The sequence below is a fragment of the Halomonas sp. JS92-SW72 genome, from assembly GCF_003547075.1.
GTDB lineage: Bacteria > Pseudomonadota > Gammaproteobacteria > Pseudomonadales > Halomonadaceae > Halomonas > Halomonas alkalicola.
Genome location: NZ_CP032147.1, coordinates 1,945,649 through 1,962,729 on the forward strand (window position 1 = coordinate 1,945,649; position 17,081 = coordinate 1,962,729).

The window sequence follows — 17,081 nt, forward strand, 5'->3', positions numbered from 1 at the left end:
GAGTGACCCCATGAAGATGACCGTTTCCCGCAAGCTGCTGGCGCCGGCCCTGCTGGCCATCGCCATCGCCCCCCTGGCGCTCTCCGCCACCGCCGCCCACCACGGCAAGGGGGCCGAGCAGTCTCAGGAGCAGCGCGAGCAGTGGAAGGAGGCCCGCGCCGAGTACCGGGCCGAACAGCGCCAGGCGCTCTTCGAGCGCGCCGGCATCGACGAGGCGACCCGCGAGGCCCTCGACGAGGCCCGCACCGAGCACCGCGAGGCGATGCGCCAGCTCCACGAGCAACACCAGGAGCGCCTGGCCGAGATCCTCGACGATGAGCAGCGCGCCGCCCTGGAGGAGGCCCGCCGGGAGATGCGCGAGGAGCGTCGCGCCGAGATGATGGAGCAGCGCCGCGCCAGCATGCAGGAGCGCCTCGAGGCGCTGGTCGATGAGTGGGGCCTCTCCGACGAGGAGCGCGAGGCCCTGCGCGAGACCCGTGAGGCGATCTACGCCGACATGGCCGAGCTGCGCGGCCGCGATTTCGACTCCCGCGAGGAGCGCCGCGATGCCATGCGCGAGATGCGCGACCGCCACCAGGAGGCCCTGGCCGAGCTCCTCAGCGAAGAGCAGCTCGAGGAGCTGCGCGAGACCATGATGCAGCGCGGCGAGCGCGGCTATGGCAAAGGTCATGGCAAGGCCTACCGCGGCCATGGCGAGATGCGTGGCAACTGACACACTTCAACCCAAGCGCGGCCACTGAAGCACACCCCCTGAAATGAGCTGCCGCCGGCCCAGGCCGACGGCAGCTAAGAGAAGCCCTCCCCCGGACCCGACGCCCTGCGTCGGGTCCGGTCGTTTTCGGGCCTCAGCCGTAGAGCACCCCCGGCAGCCAGAAGACGATGCCCGGCACCATGTAGAGGATGAACATGGCCACGAAGACCATCAGCAGGAAGGGCGCGATGCCGATGAAGATGTCGTTGAGCTCGATTCCCTTGGGCGAGATGCCCTTGAGGTAGAAGGCCGACATCGCCATGGGTGGCGTCAGGAAGGAGGTCTGGATGTTGAGCGCCACCAGCACGCCGAAGAAGAGCGGGTCGATGCCGAACATGTGCAGCAGCGGCAGGAAGATCGGCACGAAGATGATGATGATCTCGGTCCACTCCAGGGGCCAGCCGAGAATAAAGATCATCAGCTGGGCCAGCAGCAGGAACTGCAGCGGCGTCAGCGAGAGCCCGCTGATCCAGTGCTCGATCAGCGAGTGGCCGTCGAGCAGCGAGAACACCGAGGAGAAGATCCAGGAACCGACGAACAGCCAGCACACCATGGCGCTGGTGCGCGCGGTGAGGAACACCGCCTCGCGCAGCCGGGCGAAGGTGAGCTGGCGGTAGGCCGCGGCCAGCAGGATCGCACCCAGCGCACCGATGCCGGCCGCCTCGTGGGGGGTAGCCAGGCCGAACAGGATCGCCCCCAGCACCGCCATGATCAGCACGAAGAGCGGCACGAAGGAGGTCAGAAGCCCCCAGTAGACCTGGCCCAGCGGCACGTCGAGCCGCTCCGCCGAGAGCCTGGGCGCCACCTTCGGGTTGAGCATCGCCCGGCCCATCACGTAGAGGATATAGAGCCCCGCCAGCAGCAGCCCCGGGATCAGCGCCGCCGCGTAGAGCCGCACCACCGAGACCCCGGCCATGGCGCCGTAGAGGATCAGCATGATGCTCGGCGGGATCAGGATCCCGAGGCACCCCCCGGCGCAGATCACCCCGCTCGACATCCGCTTGTCGTAGCCGGCGTTGAGCATGGCCGGCAGCGCCAGCAGCCCCATCAGGGTGACCACCGCCCCCACGATGCCGGTTGCCGTGGCGAACAGCGCGCAGGTGATCAGGCTCGCCACCGCCAGCGACGCCGGCATGCCTCGGGCGGCCAGCTGCAGGCTCGCGAAGAGGCGATCGAGGATATTGGCCCGTTCCACCATGTAGCCCATGAAGAGGAAGAGCGGCACGGCGATCAGCACGTCGTTGGACATGACCCCGTAGGCGCGCTGCACCAGCAGCGAGAAGATGATGTCGCCGATGGCGAAGTAGCCGAAGGCGATGCCCATGGCGATCAGCGTGAAGGCGATGGGGAAGCCGAGCATGATCAGCACGATCAGCATGCCCAGCATCAGGATACCGATTTCCGGCTCGCTCATTGGCGGGGCTCCTTCGACTGCTCCTGGGCGGCCTTGATCTCCGCCTCCTTGTTGATCGGGATGGCGATCTCCTCCACGTCACCGAGGCGACGCGGCCACTTGCCGTGCCGGAGGCAGAGCACGCAGCGGGCCACCTCGGCCAGCCCCTGCAGGGCGAGCAGCGCTGCACAGGCGGGGATCACGAACTTGTAGGGCCAGATGGGAGGCCCACCCGGGGTATAGGAGCTGTGCTCGTTCTGCCGGTAGGAGATCGCGAAGAAGTCCCAGCCGTAGAAGAGCAGGGCCAGGATGCCCGGGTAGAAGAACACCAGGTAGAGCGCGAGCTCGAGCCCCGCCTGGACACGGGTCGGGAAGTAGCGGGAGACCACGTCGGCCCGCACGTGGGCGTTGTGCGCAAGCGCGTAGGCCCCGCTCATCATGAACAGGGTGCCGTAGAGCATGTAGCTGGTGTCATAGGCCCAGGTGGTGGGGGCGCCCATGACGTAGCGCATGAAGACCTCGTAGCTCACCACGAAGGTCAGGATCAGGATGGACCAGGCGAACAGCTTGCCGGTCCAGGTACTGAGATGGTCGATGAGGAAGATGAGGCGCATGGCAACCTCTCACCACCGCTGACCACCCCTCCGGGGCAGCCAGCGGGACTCGGACCCGGCGCGGCCCTGCGCCGGGGCGGTGACAGCGGCGAGCGCCGCTAGAGGAGGGTGGAGGTGTCGGTGGGCGACTTGCCGTAGAAGTGCTGGTAGGCGGGCTCCTTGGGCGTGGTGTGCTCCAGGTGGTAGCCCACCACCCGCTCGCAGTACTCGCGCTGGTGGTCCACTACCTTCTTGAAGAACTCGTTGCTGGACTCGCGTTCGATGACCGCATCCCAGGCATCGAGCTGGGCCTGCAGCACCGAGTCGGGGGTGATGTAGGTCTGCACCCCCTGCTCCTCGCGCATGGCGTTGAGGTCGCGGGGGTAGCGCTCCATGGCCTTCCAGTACATCTCCGACGAGGCCGCCTTGGCGGCGTACTCGAGGATCGCCTGGAACTCTTCGGGCAGGTCGTCGTGCTTGCGCTTGTTGAACATCACCTCGAACGCCTCGCAGTCCTGGTGGTAGCTGCGCAGCATCCAGGTCTTGCTGACGTCGGGGAAGCCCAGCAGGCGATCCGAGGAGGGGTTGTTGAACTCCGCCCCGTCGAGCAGGCCGCGGTCCATGGCCGGCACGATGTCACCGCCGCCCATGATGGTCACCGCCGCGCCGAACTCGTTCATCAGGTCGGCGGCCAGACCCACGGTGCGGTACTTCAGCCCACGCAGGTCGTCGGCGCTGGTGATCGGCTCCTTGAACCAGCCCAGCGCCTGGGTCGGCATGGGCCCGGTCTGGTAACCCACCAGCGGCAGCTCGAGCATCTCCAGCAGCTCGGCATAGAGCTCCTTGCCACCGCCGGTCCAGTACCAGGCGAGGAACTGGTGGGCGTCCCAGCCGAAGGGCGGCGGCGTGCCGAACAGCGAGAAGGCCTTGTGCTTGCCGTACCAGTAGGCGGTCACGCCGTGGCCACCGTCCAGGGCACCCGAGATAACCGCATCCTGCAGCTGCAGGGCGCCGACCACGGCGCCGGCCGGCAGCAGGTTGAGGCGTAGCCGTCCCCCGGACATCTCATTGACGATGCGCACATAGTCCGAGGCAAACTCGTGGAAGATGTCCTGGTTGGGCCAGGTGCTCTGGAAGCGCAGGGTGGTGGTCTGCGCCACCGCGATGCTGGGAAAGCCGACCGCCGCGGCGGCACCGGCGCCAACGGCGGCAGCCGAGCCGGTGAGGAAGCGGCGCCGCGAGGTGCTGGCCGGGGCCGGGGTCTCGGTGGAGGCAGCCTGGGTGGCCGCCTCCGGGGTGGCGGGCATTTTATCGTGAGCCATCGGATACTCCAGAAATCTTGTCGTTATCATCGATCCGCCGTGGCGTAAGACCCGGCGGATTCGTTCCAGTCCCGATGCATCCTGCGGTGATCACGCCATCCGGGGCGTCATCCCTGTCACCATTCGGTAAATGTAGATATAGCCCGAAGGCATGAAACAGGCTCAGCCGGCTTCCACGGACTGAGACCAGATTTCAACGCAAGGTTGCAGAGCCTCTGCGTTGCGCGTATTTTATTTGAACGTTCATTCAAAAAAGACTCCCGATGCAGGCGTACTCTCGATTGTGCGGAACAATCAACAGTGCGTCCCGGGAGACCGACGCCCATTCACCGCACAGGAGTCCGCCTGTCCATGGCGAACCACCCCTCTCCCGATACCTCCCGGGACCGGCTCAACCCCGTGGTCTTCCACGGCAGCGTGGCCGGCATCCTGGTCTTCCTCGTCCTTACCCTGCTGTTCACCGAGCAGGCCGGCGCCTTCTTCGACGCCGGCCTGGCCTGGGTCAGCGAGACCTTCGGCTGGTATTACATGCTGGCCGTGGTGGCCTACCTGGTCTTCGTGGTGCTGATCGGCTGCTCGCGGTACGGCAGCATCCGCCTGGGTCCCGACCACTCCCGGCCGGAGTTCTCGCTGCTCTCCTGGTCAGCGATGCTGTTCGCCGCCGGCATCGGCATCGACCTGCTGTTCTTCAGCGTGGCCGAGCCGGTGGCCCACTACCTGGCACCGCCCGACCTAGAGCCCGAGAGCCAGGCCGCCATGCGCCAGGCGGTGGTGCAGACCTACCTCCACTGGGGGCTCTCCGGCTGGGGGCTCTACGTGCTGATGGGCATGTCGTTGGCCTACTTCAGCTATCGCCACCGCCTGCCGCTGGCGATCCGCAGCGCCCTCTACCCGCTGCTCGGCAAGCGCATCCACGGCCCCATCGGCAGCGCCGTGGACATCACCGCCGTGGTCTCCACGGTGTTCGGCATCGCCACCAGCCTCGGCATCGGTGTGATGCAGCTCAACTACGGGCTCGCCTACATGTTCGACGTGCCCGAGAGCCTCTCGGTGCAGGTGATGCTGATCGGCCTGGTGGTGGTGCTGGCCACGATCTCGGTGGTGAGCGGCGTGGAGAAGGGCATCCGCCGCCTCTCCGAGTTCAACATGCTGCTGGCCCTGGCGCTGATGCTGTTCATCCTGTTCCAGGGGCAGACCCTGGTGCTGCTCGACAAGGTGGTGAACAACGCCGGTGACTACCTGGCCGGCTTCGTGGCCATGAGCTTCGACACCTACGCCTTCGCGGGCGAGGAGGCCCAGGAGTGGAAGATGTGGTGGACCATCTTCTTCTGGGGCTGGTGGATCGCCTGGACCCCCTTCGTGGGGCTCTTCCTGGCGCGCATCTCCCGCGGGCGCACCATCCGCGAGTTCGTCGCCGGCGCCCTGTTCATCCCGCTCGCCTTCATGATGGTGTGGATGTCGGTGCTCGGTAACAGCGGCATCGAGCTGGTGGCCAACCAGGGCGTGGCGGAGCTCGGCGAGCAGGCGCTCAGCACGCCCCAGACCACCCTCTATACCCTGCTGGAGTACTACCCCTGGATCGGCATCACCGCCGCCGTGGTGACGGTGCTTGGCATCGTCTTCTTCATCACCTCGGCGGACTCCGGCGCCCTGGTGCTGGCCAACTTCACCTCGATCCTCTCCGACGTGAACCACGACGCCCCGGTCACCCTGCGCATCTTCTGGTCGGCGGTCATCGGCCTGGTCACCGTGGCCCTGCTGATGGCCGGTGGCCTCGCCGCCCTGCAGAGCGCGGTGGTGATCACCGCCCTGCCCTTCTCGCTGGTGATCTTCGCCATCATGTGGGGCATGCTGCGCGCCCTGAAGCTCGAGGGCAGTAAGGCCGAGGCGCGCCGCCAGGTCTCCGGCACCGCCCCGGGCGGCGACTGGCGCGAGCGCCTCGACCGCGCCCTGGACACCTCCACCCGAGCGGGTGCCGCGGCCACCATCGAGCACGCCATCCGCCCGGCGCTGACCCAGTTCGCCCAGGAACTGGAAAGCCGCGGCCAGGAGGCCACGGTGACCGAGGAGCAGATCGAGGGCGAGCCGCTGCCGCGCCTGACCCTGCAGGTACTGCTGGGCGACGCCGCCAGCTTCGTCTACCAGGTGTGCCCGCACCGCATGCGCACCCCGAGCTTCCTGCCGGTGGATGACGACTACTACGTGCGCCTCGACGTCTTCCTCGCCGAGGGCGGCACCGGCCAGGACCTCAACGGCTACACCCGCGGCCAGGTGATCGGCGACGTGCTCTCCGAGTACGAGCGCCACCTGCACTTCCTCGCCCTGGCCGGCGAAGGGGGCCAGGTGCAGGCCATGCCCGGCGCGGTGGGCGAGCTGCCCGACGGCGCGGCGCAGGAGTAGCCGGCCCGCTGATGCCCCGGAGACACCGAACGGTGCCTCCGGGGCTCGGCTGTTCCAGGCCCTGCGACAATGGCAGGGCTTGCGGGCATGGAACCGGCAGGCGTAACGTGACCTTCCCGCTCTTTAGCAAGCGAAGGAGTTGCCATGTCCCGCACCTCCCCACTGGCCCGCTATCGCCTGCCGGTGCCCGGCAGCGCGCTCCTCGCCGCCTGGCGCGCGGGCTACGGCCTGGCCGAGCTGCGTCGCGACCTGATGGCCGGCCTGACCATCGGCATCGTCGCGGTGCCGCTCTCCATGGCGCTGGCCATCGCCACCGGAGTGCCGCCCCAGCACGGGCTCTACACCGCCATCGTGGCCGGCGCCATCATCGCCTTGACCGGCGGCTCCCGCTTCAACATCTCCGGCCCCACCGCAGCCTTCGTGGTGATCCTCTTCCCCATCGTCGCCAGCCACGGCGTCGGCGGGCTGCTGATCGCTACCCTGATGGCGGGGCTGATCCTGGTCGCCCTGGGGTTGGCCCGGCTGGGCAGCCTGATCCAGTTCGTGCCCTACCCAGTGGTACTGGGGTTCACCGCCGGCATCGCCGTGGTGATCGCCCTGCTGCAGCTGCCCGACTTCCTGGGGCTGGCCGGTGTACAGCTCGGCGACAGCACCCCGCACAACCTGGCCGCCATCCTGGGCGCGCTGCCGACCCTGGCCCCGGCCGAGCTCGGCATCGGCCTGGTGACCCTGGCCACCCTGATCCTCTGGCCGCGGCTCAGGCTGCCGGTCCCGGCCCCGCTGGTGGGGCTGGTCGTCGGCACCCTCGCGGCCCTGGCGGTGAGCGTCGCCGGGGTCGAGGTCACCACCATCGCCTCGCGCTTCAGCTGGGAGTTCCAGGGCCAGAGCGGCAGCGGCATTCCCCCCTTCGCGCCGAGCCTGGTGGTGCCCTGGCGGCTGCCGGGGCCGGACGGCACGCCGCTGGTCGTGGACTTCGCGCTGATCCGCGAGCTGCTCGGCCCGGCCCTGGCCATCGCCATGCTGGCCGCCATCGAATCGCTGCTCTGCGCGGTGGTGGCCGACGGCCTGACCCGCACCCGCCACGACCCCAATGCCGAGCTGATCGGCCAGGGGCTCGGCAACGTGGTGGTGCCCTTCTTCGGCGGCATCACCGCCACCGCCGCCCTGGCGCGCACCGCCACCAATATCCGCAGCGGCGCGGTCTCGCCGCTGGCCGCGGTGGTCCACGCCCTGGTGGTGCTGCTCGCCGTGGTGCTGCTGGCCGGGGTGCTGGGCTATGTGCCCATGGCGGCGCTGGCCGCCCTGCTCTTCATCATCGCCTGGAACATGAGCGAGGCACGCCACTTCACCCACACCCTGAAGAGCGCCCCGGCCAGCGACGTAGCGGTGCTGGTGATCTGCTTCGCGCTTACGGTGATCTTCGACATGGTGCTGGCGGTGGCCGTGGGCATGGGCCTGGCCGCGGCGCTGTTCATCCGCCGCATGGCCAGCCTCACCGAAGCGCGGCGGCTGCAGGGTGGCGAGCGCGAGGCGCCCCCGACGCTGCCCCGTGAGGTGGCGTTCTACGACATCAACGGCCCGCTCTTCTTCGGCGCCGCCGAGAAGGCCGTCTCGTCGCTGCGGGTGGTGGATCCGGAGGTGAAGGTGATGGTGCTCGACATGCACGACGTGCCGAGCCTGGACGCCACCGCCATCGTCGCCCTCCAGTCGGTGGTGGAGGAGCTGCGCACCGAACGGGTCGGCGTCATCTTCGTCGGCCTGCCGGCCCGGATGGTGATCAAGCTCAGGCGGGCCGGCGTCCGCCGCGAGGCGGGACGGCTGGCCATGGTCGCAAGCCAGGCCCATGCCGGCCGCCTGGCAGAGCGCTGGCTGGCGGCATGACGCCGCGCTGCCCCGGCCGCCTCAGGACGAGGCCGCCTCCCTGAGGCCTCGTCGCGCTGGCTGTCACTCCGAAGCCACGGTGGTGGGCTGGCCTTCCGACGCGGCGAACACGACCAGCACCTTCGCGTCGCTGTCGGTCACGTTGAAGAGCTGATGGTCCCGGTCGAGCGCCTCGACATAGGCCTCACCTGTGGCGTAGCTGTGAGGATCACCGCCCTCGGTGCGCAGTTCCACCTCGCCCTCGAGCACATAGACGAAGACGGGAACCGGATGCTGGTGCAGTGGCGTCCTTCCCCCCGGCTCGATGGTGCCGATCACCGAGACGATCTCCGGCGTCCCCCCCGGCCATGCGATGGCATCACCGTCGCGGGTCACGGTGGTCTTCAGTACCGGCTCGGTCTGGAAACCCGCCGGCAGGGCATCGTCCTGGGCCAGGGCTGCCGCAAAGGGCAGTGACACGACCAGCCCCAGAGCCAGGACCGACGGCTGGATGATGGTTTTCATGATGCTTCACTCCTCGATAGATGGATGGCACTGACTCAGGCCTTGATGGCCAGCAGCGAGATGCTCTTGACGCCCCACCTCTCGCAGGCGCCGCGCGCCGATTCCGTGAGGAAGCGGTACTCGGGGTGCTCCCGGAAGGTGCGGATGGAGAGTCCGGCGGCCTCGATCGCCGCCCGGTAGTCATCCTCCTGGCTGGCGCCGCCGATGCAGGCGGCCCACAGGGTGGCGTTGCAGCTCACGCTCTCCGGGAGCGGCGACTCGGTGACGATATCGGCCAGCGCCAGGCGCCCGCCGGGCTTCAGCACCCGGGCCGCCTCGGCGAAGACCCGCGGCTTGTCCGCCGAGAGGTTGATCACCCCGTTGCTGATCACCACGTCGACGCTGGCATCCGGGAAGGGCGGCGCCTCGATGTAGCCCGGGTGGAACTCGACGTGCTCGACGCCGGCCTCCCCGGCCAGGCGGCTGGCCTTGTCGCGCTGGGCCTCGGTCATGTCGAGCCCCAGCACCCGGCCGGCGGGGCCCGTCGCCAGGGCGGCCAGCAGGCTGTCCATGCCGGAGCCGCTGCCCAGGTCGAGGACGGTCTCGCCGGGCCGGATGGCCGCCAGGTCCAGGAAGTGGCCGACCCCCGCGAAGGAGTCGATGGCCGCGGCGGGAATGCGGTCGAGGGCGGCAGGGTCATAGCCCAGGCGCTCGGCCAGGGCGCGGCCCATCTCGAAGTGGAAGTCCGCCTCCGGTGTCTCGGCGACCTCCCGGTACATCGATTTGACCCGCGCCTCCAGGTCGTCTCGATCCACCCCGGCGGGGGCGGAAGCGGTTGCCGTGCTGGTCATGATGTTTCTCCTCTGTGGCTGTGCGGCGACGACGCCGGTAGAGACCGGCGCCTCGTGCCCGCGAGGACGCAGCGCCGACTCCTTTTGTTCCCACGGGCCTCGTGGATACTGCCGGGAACCCTCCCGACCGCGGCTGCGTCCTGGCGGGAGAGGCGACTTGCCGGTTGCCCCCCACCCGCCATACTCGAGGTAGTGGCCCATGACCCTGGCCAGCCCTTCCACCACAGCCCCGACGCGACAGTCCTGTCCGCCGCGCCGGGGCGACCCGGGGGCCGCCATGCGACAGCGCAGCAGCAACGGGCAGCGGCAGTGGTTCGAAGCGCGCCTGGAGCCGCTGATGGACCGGCTCTACGGCACGGCCCTGCGGCTGACCCGCCATCCCGATGACGCCGAGGATATCGTGGCGGAGGCGGTGGGACAGGCGTGGCGCCGCCTCGATACCCTCCGCGACCCGGACCGCTTCGAGGCCTGGCTCTTCCATATCCTCACCAACGCCTTTATCAGCGAGTGGCGGCGGCGGCGCAGCCATCCCCAGGAGAATGCCGAGGGACCGGACACCGAGGAGCTGGCGGTGGAGCAGTTCACCCTCTTCCAGCAGCTGCACCAGCCCTTCCTGCTCTGGTGGGGCAGCCTCGAGGAGCAGTTCTTCAACAGCGTGCTGCAGGAGGAACTGCAGGCGGCGCTGGATGCCCTGCCCGACCCCTACCGCCTGGTGATTGTGCTGGTGGAGGTCCAGGGCTATAGGTATGAGGAGGTATCCCGCCTGCTGGGAATTCCGCTGGGCACCGTGAGGTCGCGCCTGAGCCGTGCCCGCGGCCTGCTGCAGAAGGCGCTCTGGCAGCAGGCAAGAGACGCCGGCATCGCCTCCGGCCGCCAGGGAGTGGGAGGGCCATCATCATGAGCACCAGGGAGCTGGGCTGCGAGGAGGTCATCGAGCGGCTCTTCGACTATCTCGACCGGGAGCTCGGCGCCCAGCAGGCCGAGGATATCGAGCGACACCTGGCCAGGTGCCGCGACTGCTTCTCACGAGCCGAATTCGAACGACGACTACGGGCCATGGTGGAAGCATCCGGCACGGTGAAGGCCCCGCCGCGGCTGCACCGACGAATCCGCCACCTGCTCGACCAGTTCGACAGCGACGAGACGGATGCCATCCCTGACCCGTGAGGAGAGACCCTCATGGTGGCAATTCTTGGCTACTCGCGACCCCAGATCCTGGCGGCGGTCCAGGAAATGTACGAGGCCGTGGCCGCGAACCCCGACGCCCCCTTCCACTTCCCCGTCGGCGCCGAGGCCTGCCGACGCCTGGGCTACCCGCCGGCGCAGATCGCCGCGCTGCCGCCGGACACCCTGGCCCGCTTCGCCGGTGTCGGCTACCCCTTTCGCGCCGGGGCCATTCGTCCCGGCGACCGGGTCCTCGACATCGGTGCCGGCGCCGGCAATGACGCCCTGATCGCCCGCCGGCTGGCCGGCCCCGGGGGCCGGGTGATCGCCCTGGACCTCACCGCCGGCATGACCCGTCGGCTGGCCGGGGCGGCGCGCCGGGCCGGCATCGACGACCTCGACATCCTGCAGGCCTCTGCGGAGCAGCTCCCGCTACCCGATGCCAGCGTCGACAGCATCACCAGCAACGGCGCTTTCAACCTGGTGCCGGACAAGCGCCGCGCCGTGGCGGAGATGTTCCGCGTGCTGAGGCCTCGCGGACGCCTGCAGCTCGCCGACGTGGTGATCCATCGGCCGGTGTCGGTGGACTGCCACGAGGACCCGCGGCTATGGGTGGAGTGCGTGGTGGGCGCCACGGTGAAAGAGGAGCTGCTGGCGCTTTTCGAGGAGGCGGGCTTCGAGAAGGTGCGAATCCTGGGAGAGCACGACTACTTCGCCCTGAGCGAGAGCCCCCAGACCCGGGAGGTGGCGGAGAGCTTCGGCGCCCACGCCATCGAGGTGGGCATGCAGCGCGGCGAGACCGCACCCTCCCGGGCCCGGCGCTGGCGACACCGCCTCGATCCCCGCCGGGCCTGGCGCCGAGTGCAGCGGCGCGGGTTCGCGGGCCTGGCTGCCCTCGGCCTGGCCCTGCTGAGCTGCTATGGCACCCTGGCCCTCGCCGCCCTGCTGCCGCTGCTGGGCCTCGGCCTGGCCCTGGACGAGGGCCTCTGGGCGGGCGCCATCGCCGCCTTCGTGCTGCTCACCCTGGCGGCGCTGGCCGCCGGCATCCGGCGCCACCGCGGGCTCTTCCCGATGCTGCTGGGTGCCGCGGGCGGCGGCCTGGTGCTCCACGCCCTCTTCATCGACTATCGCGCCCTGGTGGAGCTGGCCGGCTTCCTGCTGCTGGGCGCCGCCGTGGCCTGGGACCTGCGACGACGGCGACGCCAGGAGGCACGGGTGCTGGGGCTCGGAACGAGCGACCCGCAGTGAGGTCCCGGTAGGCCATTGGAGCAGCAGCACAACGCGGCGGGGGACGACTCGCGTCGCCCCCCGCCTTCCTTACGCGCCATGCCGTCTCAGGCGATCAGAAGAAGCCCAGCGGGTTGGTGTCGTAGCTCACCAGCAGGTTCTTGGTCTGCTGGTAGTGCTCGAGCGCCACCTTGTGAGTCTCGCGACCGACGCCGGACTTCTTGTAGCCGCCGAAGGCGGCGTGGGCCGGGTACTGGTGGTAGCAGTTGGTCCACACCCGGCCGGCCTGTATGCCGCGGCCCATGCGGAAGGCGACGTTGATGTCGCGGCTCCACACCCCGGCGCCCAGCCCGAACTCGGTGTCGTTGGCGATGGCCAGCGCCTCGGCCTCGTCCTTGAAGGTGGTCACCGCCACCACCGGGCCGAAGATCTCCTCCTGGAAGACCCGCATCTTGTTGTTGCCCTTGAGCAGGGTCGGCTGGATGTAGAAACCGCTGTCGAGGCTCGGGTCCAGGCTCTCCTTGTCGCCGCCGGTGAGGAACTCGGCGCCCTCTTCGCGGGCGATCTCCATGTAGGACATGATCTTGTCGAACTGCTCCTGGGAGGCCTGGGCGCCCACCTGGACGTCGGTATCGAGCGGGTTGCCGCGCTTGATCCTGCTGACCTTCTCCATGACCCTGGCCATGAAGGCGTCGTACATGGACTCCTGGATCAGCGCCCGGGAGGGGCAGGTGCACACCTCGCCCTGGTTGAAGAAGGCCAGCACCAGGCCCTCGGCCGCCTTGTCGATGAACTCCGGCTCGGCATTCATGATGTCGGCGAAGTAGATGTTGGGGGACTTGCCGCCCAGCTCCACGGTGGAGGGGATGATGTTCTCTGCCGCACACTTGAGGATATGCGCGCCCACCGGGGTGGAACCGGTGAAGGCGATCTTGGCAATGCGCTTGCTGGTGGCCAGCGCCTGGCCCGCCTCGGCACCGTAGCCGTTGACGATGTTGACCACCCCTGGCGGCAGCAGGTCGCCGACCAGCTTCATCAGCTCGAGGATCGAGGCCGGCGTCTGCTCGGCGGGCTTGAGCACCACGCAGTTACCGGCGGCAAGGGCGGGGGCCAGCTTCCACACCGCCATCAGCAGCGGGAAGTTCCAGGGGATGATCTGCCCCACCACCCCGAGCGGCTCGTGGAAGTGATAGGCCACGGTGTTGGCGTCGATGTCGGCGGCGGTGCCCTCCTGGGCGCGGATGCAGCCGGCGAAGTAGCGGAAGTGGTCGACCGCCAGCGGCAGGTCGGCGTTCAGCGTTTCGCGCACCGCCTTGCCGTTGTCCCAGGTCTCGGCCACGGCCAGCATCTCGAGGTTCTGCTCGATGCGATCGGCGATCCTGAGCAGGAGGTTGCTGCGCTCGGCGGCGGAGGTCTTGCCCCAGGCCGGGGCGGCGGCGTGGGCGGCGTCCAGCGCCTTGTCGATGTCCTCGGCGGTGGAGCGCGGGATCTGGCAGAACACCTCGCCTTTGACCGGGCTGACGTTGTCGAAGTACCCGCCCTTCACCGGCGGGACGAACTCGCCGCCGATATAGTTGCCGTAGCGCTGCTCGAAGGTGATGACGGAACCGGACTGGCCGGGGTTGGCGTAGATCATGGCGTGACTCCTGAGTGTTGTGATTATGTCGGGCACCCGTCCAGTCTTGGTCAGGCCGCGCTTCTGCGACATACTCCGGTGGCATGAGATGCCCTCCTCCCTTGGGAGGAGGGCCCGACGGGAGAACGCGATGACGACCCTGATGGTCGCCGATGACCATCCGCTGTTCCGCGACGCCATCGGCGCGGTGATCGCGGCGGGGCTGCCGGGCGCCCGCCTGCTGGAGGCCGACAGCCTGGCGCGGGCCCTGCAGCTGGCCGAGCGCCACGAGGAGGCACTCGACCTGCTGCTGCTGGACCTGAACCTGCCCGACGCCGAGGGCCTCGACGGACTGTGTCGCCTGCGGGAGGTGCTGCCGGCGCTGCCGGTGGCCATCCTCTCGGCGGAGCAGGACCGGCGCACGGTGCTGGCGGCCATCGAGATGGGCGCGGTGGGCTATATCCCCAAGTCGACCCCCCGCGACGACCTACTGGCCGCCCTGCGTCAGCTCCTCGAGGGTCAGCTCTACCTGCCGCCCCAGGTCATGCGCCGCCCGCCGCCCGCGCACCCGGCCCCGGCGGTCACCGGCGCCGCGGCGCCCGACCCGCGCCTCACGGGGCTCACCGACAAGCAGCTCGAGGTGCTCGAGCTGCTCAGCCGGGGCGCCTCCAACAAGGGCATCGCCCGGGAGCTGAACGTCGCCGAAACCACGGTGAAGACCCATGTCTCGGCCATCCTGAGAAAGCTGGGGGTGGCGAGCCGGGTCCAGGCGGTCCTGCTGGCCGGCGAGCTGGACCTGGCTCGCTACCGGACGGAGCGCCGCTCCGGCTGACGCCCCAGCAGCGAGGTGAGCAGCAGGCGCAGGCGCAGCGGCTTGACGGGCTTGAGCAGGCAGTCGTAGCCGGCCTGGCGTACCCGCGCCTTCAGCGCCGCGTCATGGTTGGCGGTGATCACCACCACCGGCAGCCCGGGGTGGCGCTCGCGCAGCCAGGCGGCCACCTCGAGACCGTCGGGCTGCCCCTCCCCCAGGTGGAAGTCCACCAGCAGCGCGGCGCCGGGCGCCTTGATCCGCCCCAGCAGCTCGGCCGGCGAATTCGCGGCCACCACCCGACAGCCCCAGCCCCCCAGCAGGGCCTCCATGCCCTCGCGGATCGCTGCATCATTGTCCAGCACCCAGATGACCTCACCGGCCAGCGGCTGCCCGCTCGGCAGCGGCTCCCGTGGCGGCCCGGCCGACCGGGTGGCCGTTGCATAGGGCACCGTCACCGAGAACAGCGAGCCCCGCCCCGGCACCGAGGCCAGGCCCAGCGGGTGGCCCAGCATGCCGCTGATGCGGTCGACGATGGCCAGCCCCAGCCCGAGCCCGCGGTCCGCGCCCTCATGACCCGCCTCGATGCGCCGGAACTCCTCGAAGATCTCCCGCTGCTGCCCGGCCGCGATGCCGGGCCCGGTATCGCCCACCAGGATCTGGAGCCCCTCCGGGCGGCGTCGACAGCCCAGCAGGATACGGCCGCGGGCGGTGTAGCGGATGGCGTTGCCGAGGAAGTTACGTACCACCCGGGCCAGCAGCGCCAGGTCGGTCTCGATCAGCGCGCGGCTGGGGACGTGTCGGAAGCCGAGCCCCCTGGCCGCGGCCATCTGGCGATACTCCTCGGCCAGCACGCCCAGCAGCTCCTCGGCGGGAAAGGGGGCGATATCGGGCCGGAGCACCCCGGCATCGAGCCGCGAGATGTCCACCAGGCTGCCGATCAGCGCTTCGACGTCCTTGAGCGAGCGCCCGATGTTGCCGACCAGCCGGCGGGAGCCCGGCGGTAGCGGCTGCTCCTCCAGGGCGCTGGCGAAGAGCCGCGCGGCGTTGAGCGGCTGCAGCAGGTCGTGGCTCACCGCGGCAAGAAACTTGGTCTTGGAGAGGTTGGCCGCCTCGGCCTCCGCCTTGGCCCGGTGCAGCTCCCCCAGGGTGCGCTGCAGGGTCTCGGTGCGCTCGCGGACCTGCTCGGCCAGCAGTACCGAGTGCTCGAAGGCCGCATAGGGTGCTCCACCGGGTACGCCGCTGGACTCCACCCGCTCGATCAGCGCCGCGCAGATGCGCCGCAGGCGGGCGTTCTCCTCGGCCAGCAGGGCCGCCCGGGCCGCAGGCGCCTCAGGCAGCGTCGTCGGGTCGAGCGGTGCCAATGGCCACCCCGGTGAAGGTCTGGTTGATGTGCATGCCATGGTACTGCTCCCCGTAAGTGTTGAAGCCGATCACCCGGCGCCGGCTCAGCAGGCCCGAGACCTCGGCCTCCCGGCCCAGCACCTCGAGCTCCAGGCGCCTCAGGAAGCAGTCGCAGCCGATCACCAGCTCGGTGGTGCCCAGGCGGCCCTCCAGCCCCTCGAGCGTCTGGGCCAGGTCGTCATGGATCGGGGCACAGGCCATGGCCGTGAGCACGATGCCATTCTCCACCGCACAGTAGAAGCTCAGGCTGCCGTCCTCGTTGGCCCGCTGGATGGAGCGCACGTAGTAGTGGTCGCCGATGCGCACCGCCAGCGGATGCCGAGCGAACAGTTCCGGGCCGAGCCGTGACTCCGGCTGCCCCACCAGCTGGGCATAGGCCGCCACGGCGGGGGCGGCGTTGAGCTCCAGCACCCGCCGCGACTCCCGGTCGACGCCGGTAACCACCAGCTTCTCGTGCCGGGGCCGCAAGTGGTGGGTTGAGAAGACCTCGAAGGGCAGCGGGGTGTTGACCAGCAGCACCACGGCCGCCTCGGCGTGAAACCGCCCGTCACAGAAGACATGGGTGCGGGCGAGCCGGTTGTCGTCCCCCGCCGAGCCGCCGAAGCTGGGAATGCTGCCGAGAGCGGCATCGAGGGTCGCGATCACGCTCTCCTCGCTGCTCGAGAGGCCATCGAGCAGGGTCACCACGAAGCAGTTGCCGGCCAGGGGCGCCAGGGCCCGCTCGCGACATCGCCCGAGGAGATCATCCACCAGCCGCTGGGCGCGGGGCAGGTCGAAGGCATCCAGCCGCTCCACCAGGGCCGTCGCCGGCACGAAGTGGCGCCGATCGAAGCCGATCGCCACGATCCCTCCCCGGGCGTAGCCCGCGGGGGTAATCTCGCCGGCCGTGGTGCAGCCGGCCACGGGCAGGCCCTCGAAGGCGCTCCGGAGGGCATGGGAAAGGGCCTCGAGCGGATACTCGACGCTGCAGAAGAAGAGCACGAAGCCCAGCGACCCGTGCCGCAGCTCGGCGGCGAGCTCCGCCACGGCCTCGGCCGGGTCGGAGCGGTGGCTGACCGCGGTGCGCAGCGGGGACGCGCCGGCCTGTGCAGCAGCGGGGAAGAGGCTCCTGGCATCTGGCATGGCGGACTCCGGTATCAACGCTCGCCCCAGTGTAGGCGTCCTGGCGTGCGCCCCACAAACGCCGGGT

At 69.6% G+C, this 17,081-nt stretch carries 15 protein-coding genes; 7 read left to right on the top strand and 8 right to left on the bottom strand.

Translation table 11 applies throughout. From position 1 onward, the window contains the following. Positions 1 to 10: 10 nt before the first annotated feature. Entirely contained in the window at positions 11 to 712 is a 702-nt protein-coding gene (locus tag D1793_RS19415; RefSeq protein ID WP_162899941.1) for a hypothetical protein, read from the top strand. A gap of 133 nt (positions 713 to 845) precedes the next feature. Here D1793_RS19415 and D1793_RS09060 read toward each other — a convergent pair whose 3' ends face one another. The 3 genes from D1793_RS09060 to D1793_RS09070 all read right to left on the bottom strand — a co-directional run bounded on the left by D1793_RS09060 (position 846) and on the right by D1793_RS09070 (position 4,059). Further along, positions 846 to 2,165: a TRAP transporter large permease subunit gene (locus D1793_RS09060; protein WP_119021878.1), complete on the bottom strand. Its 1,320-nt coding sequence runs from the start codon at positions 2,163 to 2,165 to the stop codon at positions 846 to 848. Next, entirely contained in the window at positions 2,162 to 2,758 is a 597-nt protein-coding gene (locus D1793_RS09065; protein WP_119021879.1) for a TRAP transporter small permease subunit, read from the bottom strand. The genes D1793_RS09060 and D1793_RS09065 overlap by 4 nt, the downstream gene beginning before the upstream one ends. A 98-nt stretch (positions 2,759 to 2,856) precedes the next feature. Beyond that, positions 2,857 to 4,059 (bottom strand): TRAP transporter substrate-binding protein, encoded by a 1,203-nt coding sequence (locus tag D1793_RS09070; RefSeq protein ID WP_240407804.1) that lies wholly within the window; start codon positions 4,057 to 4,059, stop codon positions 2,857 to 2,859. A 351-nt stretch (positions 4,060 to 4,410) separates the two neighbouring features. On the opposite strand from D1793_RS09070, the gene betT reads away from it, so the two are divergent. Together betT and dauA are read left to right on the top strand one after the other, a co-directional pair. Continuing rightward, the gene (gene betT / locus D1793_RS09075) at positions 4,411 to 6,459 is read left to right on the top strand and encodes a choline BCCT transporter BetT (RefSeq protein ID WP_119021881.1); all 2,049 of its coding nucleotides are present in this window, start codon (positions 4,411 to 4,413) and stop codon (positions 6,457 to 6,459) included. Between the two features lie 144 nt (positions 6,460 to 6,603). After that, complete coding sequence (gene dauA / locus D1793_RS09080; RefSeq protein ID WP_119021882.1) at positions 6,604 to 8,340, top strand: C4-dicarboxylic acid transporter DauA; 1,737 nt, start codon at positions 6,604 to 6,606, stop codon at positions 8,338 to 8,340. Between the two features lie 63 nt (positions 8,341 to 8,403). Here dauA and D1793_RS09085 read toward each other — a convergent pair whose 3' ends face one another. Both D1793_RS09085 and D1793_RS09090 read right to left on the bottom strand, forming a co-directional pair. Beyond that, a complete protein-coding gene (locus D1793_RS09085) occupies positions 8,404 to 8,844 on the bottom strand; it encodes a cupin domain-containing protein (RefSeq protein WP_119021883.1) in 441 nt (146 codons plus the stop codon). Positions 8,845 to 8,879: 35 nt separating this feature from the next. Next, positions 8,880 to 9,674: a methyltransferase domain-containing protein gene (locus D1793_RS09090; RefSeq protein ID WP_119021884.1), complete on the bottom strand. Its 795-nt coding sequence runs from the start codon at positions 9,672 to 9,674 to the stop codon at positions 8,880 to 8,882. Positions 9,675 to 9,951: 277 nt separating this feature from the next. Between D1793_RS09090 and D1793_RS09095 the strand changes: the two genes are divergently transcribed. The 3 genes from D1793_RS09095 to D1793_RS09105 are packed head-to-tail and all read left to right on the top strand — an operon-like array spanning position 9,952 to position 12,086. Next, the gene (locus D1793_RS09095; protein ID WP_205527651.1) at positions 9,952 to 10,575 is read left to right on the top strand and encodes a sigma-70 family RNA polymerase sigma factor; all 624 of its coding nucleotides are present in this window, start codon (positions 9,952 to 9,954) and stop codon (positions 10,573 to 10,575) included. Beyond that, positions 10,572 to 10,841 carry a zf-HC2 domain-containing protein gene (locus D1793_RS09100; protein ID WP_119021885.1) on the top strand — a complete coding sequence of 90 codons (270 nt, stop codon included), beginning with the start codon at positions 10,572 to 10,574 and terminating at the stop codon, positions 10,839 to 10,841. The genes D1793_RS09095 and D1793_RS09100 overlap by 4 nt, the downstream gene beginning before the upstream one ends. A 12-nt stretch (positions 10,842 to 10,853) precedes the next feature. Next, on the top strand, positions 10,854 to 12,086 hold the full coding sequence (locus D1793_RS09105) for a MerC family mercury resistance protein (RefSeq protein ID WP_119021886.1): 1,233 nt from the start codon (positions 10,854 to 10,856) through the stop codon (positions 12,084 to 12,086). Positions 12,087 to 12,180: 94 nt separating this feature from the next. Here the strand turns inward: D1793_RS09105 and D1793_RS09110 are convergent, their stop codons facing one another. Continuing rightward, positions 12,181 to 13,701 (bottom strand): aldehyde dehydrogenase family protein, encoded by a 1,521-nt coding sequence (locus tag D1793_RS09110; protein WP_119021887.1) that lies wholly within the window; start codon positions 13,699 to 13,701, stop codon positions 12,181 to 12,183. A 130-nt stretch (positions 13,702 to 13,831) separates the two neighbouring features. Between D1793_RS09110 and D1793_RS09115 the strand changes: the two genes are divergently transcribed. Next, positions 13,832 to 14,512, top strand: a complete 681-nt coding sequence (locus D1793_RS09115; RefSeq protein WP_119021888.1) for a response regulator transcription factor — start codon at positions 13,832 to 13,834, stop codon at positions 14,510 to 14,512. Here D1793_RS09115 and D1793_RS09120 read toward each other — a convergent pair. Both D1793_RS09120 and nosP read right to left on the bottom strand, forming a co-directional pair. After that, positions 14,485 to 15,852, bottom strand: coding sequence for a hybrid sensor histidine kinase/response regulator (locus tag D1793_RS09120; RefSeq protein ID WP_240407805.1), 1,368 nt, complete (start codon positions 15,850 to 15,852; stop codon positions 14,485 to 14,487). The two genes, D1793_RS09115 and D1793_RS09120, sit on opposite strands and share 28 nt — an antisense overlap. Beyond that, the gene (gene nosP / locus D1793_RS09125) at positions 15,821 to 17,014 is read right to left on the bottom strand and encodes a nitric oxide-sensing protein NosP (RefSeq protein WP_119021890.1); all 1,194 of its coding nucleotides are present in this window, start codon (positions 17,012 to 17,014) and stop codon (positions 15,821 to 15,823) included. Before nosP ends, D1793_RS09120 begins: the two co-directional genes overlap by 32 nt. Positions 17,015 to 17,081 lie beyond the last annotated feature (67 nt).

Bases quoted from the DNA above. Each gene is read 5' to 3' on its own strand.
- D1793_RS19415 (WP_162899941.1), top strand. From the start codon at position 11: ATGAAGATGACCGTTTCCCGCAAGCTGCTGGCGCCGGCCCTGCTGGCC.
- D1793_RS09060 (WP_119021878.1), bottom strand. From the start codon at position 2,165: ATGAGCGAGCCGGAAATCGGTATCCTGATGCTGGGCATGCTGATCGTG.
- D1793_RS09065 (WP_119021879.1), bottom strand. From the start codon at position 2,758: ATGCGCCTCATCTTCCTCATCGACCATCTCAGTACCTGGACCGGCAAG.
- D1793_RS09070 (WP_240407804.1), bottom strand. From the start codon at position 4,059: ATGGCTCACGATAAAATGCCCGCCACCCCGGAGGCGGCCACCCAGGCT.
- betT (WP_119021881.1), top strand. From the start codon at position 4,411: ATGGCGAACCACCCCTCTCCCGATACCTCCCGGGACCGGCTCAACCCC.
- dauA (WP_119021882.1), top strand. From the start codon at position 6,604: ATGTCCCGCACCTCCCCACTGGCCCGCTATCGCCTGCCGGTGCCCGGC.
- D1793_RS09085 (WP_119021883.1), bottom strand. From the start codon at position 8,844: ATGAAAACCATCATCCAGCCGTCGGTCCTGGCTCTGGGGCTGGTCGTG.
- D1793_RS09090 (WP_119021884.1), bottom strand. From the start codon at position 9,674: ATGACCAGCACGGCAACCGCTTCCGCCCCCGCCGGGGTGGATCGAGAC.
- D1793_RS09095 (WP_205527651.1), top strand. From the start codon at position 9,952: ATGCGACAGCGCAGCAGCAACGGGCAGCGGCAGTGGTTCGAAGCGCGC.
- D1793_RS09100 (WP_119021885.1), top strand. From the start codon at position 10,572: ATGAGCACCAGGGAGCTGGGCTGCGAGGAGGTCATCGAGCGGCTCTTC.
- D1793_RS09105 (WP_119021886.1), top strand. From the start codon at position 10,854: ATGGTGGCAATTCTTGGCTACTCGCGACCCCAGATCCTGGCGGCGGTC.
- D1793_RS09110 (WP_119021887.1), bottom strand. From the start codon at position 13,701: ATGATCTACGCCAACCCCGGCCAGTCCGGTTCCGTCATCACCTTCGAG.
- D1793_RS09115 (WP_119021888.1), top strand. From the start codon at position 13,832: ATGACGACCCTGATGGTCGCCGATGACCATCCGCTGTTCCGCGACGCC.
- nosP (WP_119021890.1), bottom strand. From the start codon at position 17,014: ATGCCAGATGCCAGGAGCCTCTTCCCCGCTGCTGCACAGGCCGGCGCG.